The sequence below is a fragment of the Clostridium sp. UBA5119 genome, assembly GCF_002414285.1.
Lineage (GTDB): Bacteria > Bacillota > Clostridia > Clostridiales > Clostridiaceae > Clostridium_J > Clostridium_J sulfidigenes.
Genome location: NZ_DHYX01000011.1, coordinates 31,499 through 38,371, shown reverse-complemented (window position 1 = coordinate 38,371; position 6,873 = coordinate 31,499). Strand labels below are relative to the sequence as shown.

The following is a 6,873-nucleotide window of genomic DNA, read 5'->3' as shown; positions in this document are numbered from 1 at the left end:
CAAATTTTTCTTTGTTTAATTCTGGTCTATTCAAATACCCTTCAGCAAGGCAATCTCCTCCTATACATAACTCTCCTTGCATACCTATTCCTAGTATATTATCATACTTATCTATAATATAAGCTCTTATATTATTAAGCGGCTTACCAATTATATTGTTAAATTTATCAACTTCATCTAAGTTAATTAATGTAGAAACACATCCTATAGTAGTTTCTGTTGGTCCATAATGATTCATTATTTCTATCTTATCTTTCCCATTTAAACTTATAAATCTGTTTATGTCTTTCGTGTTTATAGATTCTCCACCTAATATTATTAATCTTAATTTGCTATCTTTAAATACTATATCCTCATCATTTAAACTAGTGATCATATTAAATAATGATGGCGTAATCTTAATGTAAGTAATCCCCTTTTTAAGTAGCCTTACTAACTCATTTGGATCTTTGTATTTTTCTTCAGGAACAATATACAACTTTATTCCTGCAATTAAAGATGTAAATAAAGTTGTATATCCTAAATCAAAAGCATATGATGATAATAATGCAGTTTCATCTTTCCATGTTAGAGAAGCCTTTTCTATAATAGAAGTACAGTAATTCACTAAGCCATAATGTTTGACCATTACACCTTTAGCATTTCCAGTAGTTCCAGAAGTATATATAACATAGACCAAATCACTTGATTTAGTTATATTTTCTAAATTGCTTGAACATTCACTCGCTAAGTTCTTATTAAATAAATCTAAGACTTCACCAGTGAAATCTATGCTATTAATCAATTTTTCTGAACTTAACAAAAATTCACATCCACTATCCTTTAGAATATATTCAATTCTTTCATTGGGATAATTTGAATCTATTGGTAGATATGCTCCTCCCGCTTTTAAAATAGCTAGTATTCCTATTATCAACTCTACTGAGCTATCAACCATTATTCCCACTATTGAGTTAGGTTTAATGCCTTTATATCTAAGTGTTCTTGCAAGTTTGTTTGATTTTTCATTTAACTCCATATAAGTTAATTCAATGTTTTCAAATGCAACAGCTATATTATTAGGAGTTCTATCAACTTGTAATTCAAATAATTCATGTATTGTCTTATGTTTAGGATACTCTTTCTTTGTATCATTAAATTCATAAATTACTTTATTCTCTTCTTCTTGTGAAAACATTTTTATATCCATAATTTTTTTATTATGATTATTTAAAACCTCATTTAAAACCATTAAACAACACTTACATAAACTTTCAATGATTAATGGCAACACCTTATTGGCATTATAGACAATATCTACCTTTATTGAATTATCTTCCATTAATTCAAGTAAAAATGATAGTTCATTTTTACTTGAATTGCATATATACTCAATATCCTTATCTTGGTGCAACTTCTTCATAGCAATTGTTACGGTTGTTAATTCCATAACATCATTTGAAAAGTTATTTTCTACTAATATTTTTGAGTTTAGATAATCTTGTGTTTTATAAATAGTTAAAATTTTATTTTTGATGAACTTCATATACTCTAAATATGTGCTTTCATAATCTAAATAAGATACTAGGGGTAATACTTTATTTAAACTCCCTCTCTTCTCTTCAGTTCTATAACTTGGAATTCCAATGATAGTATTTTTTTGTGCAGTATACTTAGCCACCCCTATTTTAATCGCTGATACTAAAAATGCATACATTAAAAAATTATTACCTTTGCATATTTCATTTAGTTTAGTTCCATTCTTAGTATTTATAAGTGCTGAATATGCACCTTTGCTATAACCTCTGCCACTTAAACTATTCCATTCAAACTTCTCAATATCTTTTGCTTTTCTAATCTCATTTTCCCAATAAGTTAATCCTGCTGATTCTTTTACTTCTTCCATAAATAAATTTCCATCTCACTTTCCCCAATGATCATAGACAAAAATCCTCTTCTAGTCTACTTAACTCTACATCAGTATTAGTTCTAGAACTAATACTTCCAAAAATAATATTATCTATTCTTGCATATCTATCCTTTGTTATTGTTTGTAATATATAAATGTAATCATCAATCATCATTTCTATAGTATCAACATTATATAAACTAATAGAAAAATCTAACACAAGTAAAATATTTTTTGGTTTTTCCATAAATCTTAGAGTTAAATCAACCTTAGATGCATTGTTTCCAATGTCATAGTTCTTTGCTAAACTCTCCCCCAATCTTATTTTACCCTCATTGTCTGAATCTATCATATTAAACATTACATCAAATAGTGGATTTCTACTTGCATCTCTTCTTATACCTAACTTTTCTACTAAAGTTTCAAGTTGATAACTTTGGTTTTCATATGCCTTTAATGAATTTTCCTTTACTTCAAATAAAAAATCTATATACTTTTTATCACCTTTGGGCTTATTTCTTAAAGCCAAAGTGTTCACAAATATACCCATTATATTTTGAATATCTGCATGTGGTCTTCCTGCTATTGGAGTTCCTACAATTATATCTTCTTGTCCACTATACTTATAAAGAAGTATATTAAACGCTGATAGTAATACCATATGCATTGTGCTACCTGTTTCTATAGCAATATTTTTCAACTTTTCTGTAAGAGACTCTTCAACTTCGCGTCTTATAGTATTTCCTTCAAAGTGTTTAACATTTGGTCTCTCATAATCACATTTTAAATTTAATACTGGTATTTGATCTTTAAAATTATTTATCCAATATTCTTCTTGTTTTTTTATTTCTTGTGATTCCAAGAATTTATTTTGCCATGCTGCAAAATCTTTATATTGAAGTTTTAAAGGTGATAACTGTCCTCCATTGTATAATGTCTCAAACTCCCTTATTAATATATTCATAGACACACCATCTGATATAATGTGATGCATATCCATTATTAAATAACTTTGTCCTTTATTTTCAAAAGCCTCTGCTCTAAATAAAGGTGCCTTACCTAAATCAAAAAGTTTAATAAAATTCTTGATTATCTTATCTAGATTTCCATCTTCATTTTTTACTAATAACTTAAAGTTATATTTTTTGATTATTTTTTGTATTATTTCATTATTATAAGTTTGGAAATAAGTTCTTAAAGAATCATGTCTTCTAATTAATTTATTAAATGTTTCTTCTATTTTAATTTTATCAATATCCCCTTCCAATTTAAGTACTGCTGGCATATTATAAGCAACGCTATCCTTATCGAACTGATTAATTATATACATTCTTTTTTGAGCTGAAGATGTCTCATAGAATTCTGCTTCTTCTATGGTTTTTATCATTGAATATGGATTTTCTTGTAAATCATCAATAATCCTACTTAAATTTTTTATTGTTGGTACTTTAAATAATTCTTTTAACGATATTTCTTTATTTAGCTCTTTATGAATTTTAGACATAAGAATTGTTGCTTTTAAAGAATGTCCTCCAAGCTCAAAGAAATTATCATTTATTCCTATATTTTGAATACCAAATACTTCACCCCATATTTTTACTAAAGTCTCTTCAACTTCATTTCTCGGCGCTTCATATTCAGTTAAAGTTGCATCTAAATTTGGTTCTGGAAGTGCTCTTCTATCAATCTTTCCATTGGTTGTAAGCGGCATTTTTTCTAGTTCTACAAAATAAGTTGGAACCATATACTCTGGCAATGTTTCTTTCAAATAGCCCTTTAGCTCTAACTCATCTAAAGATTTTTCACTTACAATATATGCACATATATACTTTTCCTTTTCTTTCTTTTCTTTTACCACAACTACTGCTTCTTTAATACTTTTATACTGTAATAATCTACTTTCTATCTCACCAAGTTCGATTCTGAATCCCCTTATCTTAACTTGATTATCTACCCTTCCTAGAAACTCTATATTTCCATCTGGTAACCATCTAGCTAAGTCTCCAGTTTTATACATTTTAGCTCCTAGTTCAAATGGACAATCTACAAACTTTTCTGCTGTTAATTCTGGTCTATTTAAATATCCTCTTGCTAATACATCTCCACTTATATAAATTTCGCCAGCTACTCCTACAGGTGAAAGCTTATTATTGAAATCAAATATATATATTTTAGTATTATTTATTGGCTTTCCTATTAACACTGAACTTCTATAATTATTTTTATAACTATATTTATGAACAATGCATCCTACTGTTGCTTCCGTTGGACCATACTCATTTATTATTTCTATATTTCCCTCAAATAATTTACTAATATGTCTAGCCAACTTTTCCGTTAAGTCTTCTCCTCCTACAATAAATCTTTTAATTGATTTATTTATAATTTTCATTTCTTTTAATAAACTTAAATGTGCTGGCGTTAGCTTAATAATGGACTGATTTTCTCCACTAAAAACTGAATTTGTAAGCTTGTCCACTTCTGTTTCATTATATATAATTATAGAATTCCCACTAATCACTGGCACAAAAACAGATGTTACTGTTAAATCAAAAGATACAGATGTATATAATGGCATATATAACTCTTTTTCAATAAAATAGCTATTCTTTGCATATTCAACATAATTACTTAATGATCTATGTTCAATCATAACACCTTTAGGTTTTCCAGTTGTTCCTGAAGTGTATATGATATACGCTAAATTACTTGAGGTATTTATTTTATCTAAATTTGTTGGTCCATGTTTAAATAACTCTTCATTAAATAAATCAATAAATTCACCATCAAATTTTATAGTTTCTACTAATTCATTCTTACTTAATAAAACCCTACTTTTACTATCCTTCAGCATATACTCTATTCTTTCCTTGGGATAATTGGTATCTATCGGTAAGTAGGCTCCACCAGCTTTTAAAATTCCCATTATACCTACTATCATCTCTAAAGATCTCTCTACCATTATTCCTACTATAGAATCAGCCTTAACACCTTTATCTCTTAACACTCTTGCCAAACTATTTGCACTTTCATTTAACTCTCTATAGGTTAATTTCTTATCTTCAAATACTACTGCAATATTATTTGGTGTTTTTTCTACTTGAGCTTCAAATAACTCATGTATTGTTTTGTCCTTTGGATAATCCACATTTGTATTATTAAATTCATATAGTATTTGATTTCTTTCTGCTTTTGAAATTAAATCAATTTCACTTAATTTAATTTCTATATTATTTACTATACTCTCTAATACTCTTATATAATGACTACTTAGTCTTTCTATTGTTTCCTTTTTAAATAGTTTTGAGCCATATTCTATGCTAAAGTTTATTTTGGCATCCCTTTCTAGAGCATTTAACGTCAAGTCAAATTTAGATATTTTGCTTCCACTATTATATGGCTTCAATATAATATCATCTAACTTAATATGTCCACTTGTTATCGTATCAACCATATTAAACATAGCACTAAATAATGGATTTCTACTTGTATCTCTCCTTACATCTAGCTTTTCTACTAAAGCTTCAAATTGGCAGCTTTGGTTTTCATATGCCTTTAAAGAATTCTCTTTTACTTCTTTTAAAAAGTCTACATATTTCTTGTTTCCTTCTGGATTATTCCTTAAAGCTAAGGTGTTTACAAATACACCTATTATATTTTGAAGGTCTACATGTGGTCTTCCAGCTATTGGAGTTCCTATTATTATATCTTCTTGTCCACTATATTTAGATAAAAGTATATTAAAGGCTGATAGTAATGCCATATGCATTGTAGTTCCTGTTTCTTTTGTAAGTCTTCTTAACTTTAATGTTGTATCTTCATCAACCTCAAAATTTACACTATCCCCTTCAAAACTTTGCATAGCAGGTCTCTCGTAATCAGTAGGTATATTTAATACTGGTATTTCATCACTAAACCTATTAATCCAGTATTCTTCTTGCTTCTTCATTTCTTCTGAGTTTAAAAAGCTATTTTGCCATACCGCAAAATCTTTATATTGAAGTTTTAATGGTTCTAGAGTCTTTCCTCCATAAATTTCGGCGAACTCGTTTATTAATATTCCTATAGATAAGCCGTCAGATATTATGTGATGCATATCTATTAGTAAATAAGTTTTATCTTTGTTCTCTACAAGTTCTACTCTGAATAATGGAGCATTCTCTAAATTAAAAGGTCTTATAAACTTGCTTATTATGTCTTCTATATTTCTATTTTCATTTCTATATTCTAATTTAAATACATAAATATTTTGTAATTTTTGTATTATTTCACCATTCAAGGTTTCAAAGCAAGTTCTTAACGCTTCATGTCTTTGTGCTAGCTTTCTAAAAGTTTCTTCTATCCTGCTCTTATCAACTTTTCCTTCTAATTCAAAAACTGCTGGCATATTATAAGCTACACTATTTTTATCAAATTGTTGAAGCATATACATTCTTTTTTGAGCTGAGGATGCTTCATAGTATTCTTTTTCTTCAACTTTTTCTATCTTTGAATAAAGGTTTTCTTCTGCATTTTCAATATAATTACTTAAATCTTTTATTGTTGGTGACTTAAATAATTCTTTTAATGGAACTTCCTTATTTAAATGCTTATGAATCTTAGACATAAGCATTGTAGCTTTTAAAGAGTGTCCTCCAATCTCAAAGAAGTTATCATTTATACTAATCTTTTCAATCCCTAATATTTCACTCCATATTTTTGCTAAAATCTTCTCTATTTCATTTCTTGGCGCTTCATATTCTGTTAAAGTTACATCTAAATTTGGTTCTGGAAGTGCTCTTCTATCAAGCTTTCCATTCGTTGTAAGCGGCATTTTTTCTAACTCCACTAAGTAAGTTGGAATCATATATTCTGGTAATGTTTCTTTTAAGTGACCTTTTAGATCTAATTCTTGAAGGTTTTTATCACTTACAACATATGCACTTATATACTTCTCACTGTCTTTGCTTTCTTTTATTACAACCACAGCTTCTTTCAAACATTCA

2 protein-coding genes (1 of these 2 running past the window's edge) are annotated in these 6,873 nt (G+C 28.0%); both read right to left on the bottom strand.

Annotated elements, in window-relative coordinates:
* Positions 1–1,885 carry the beginning of an amino acid adenylation domain-containing protein gene (locus B2671_RS01105; RefSeq protein ID WP_346868752.1) on the bottom strand. Its footprint begins 5,252 nt before the window's first position, so the window shows 1,885 of its 7,137 coding nt (coding positions 1–1,885); it begins with the start codon at positions 1,883–1,885; its stop codon lies beyond the left edge, outside the window.
* A gap of 31 nt (positions 1,886–1,916) precedes the next feature.
* Positions 1,917–6,866 (bottom strand): amino acid adenylation domain-containing protein, encoded by a 4,950-nt coding sequence (locus tag B2671_RS01100; protein WP_346868751.1) that lies wholly within the window; start codon positions 6,864–6,866, stop codon positions 1,917–1,919.
* Positions 6,867–6,873: the final 7 nt, after the last annotated feature.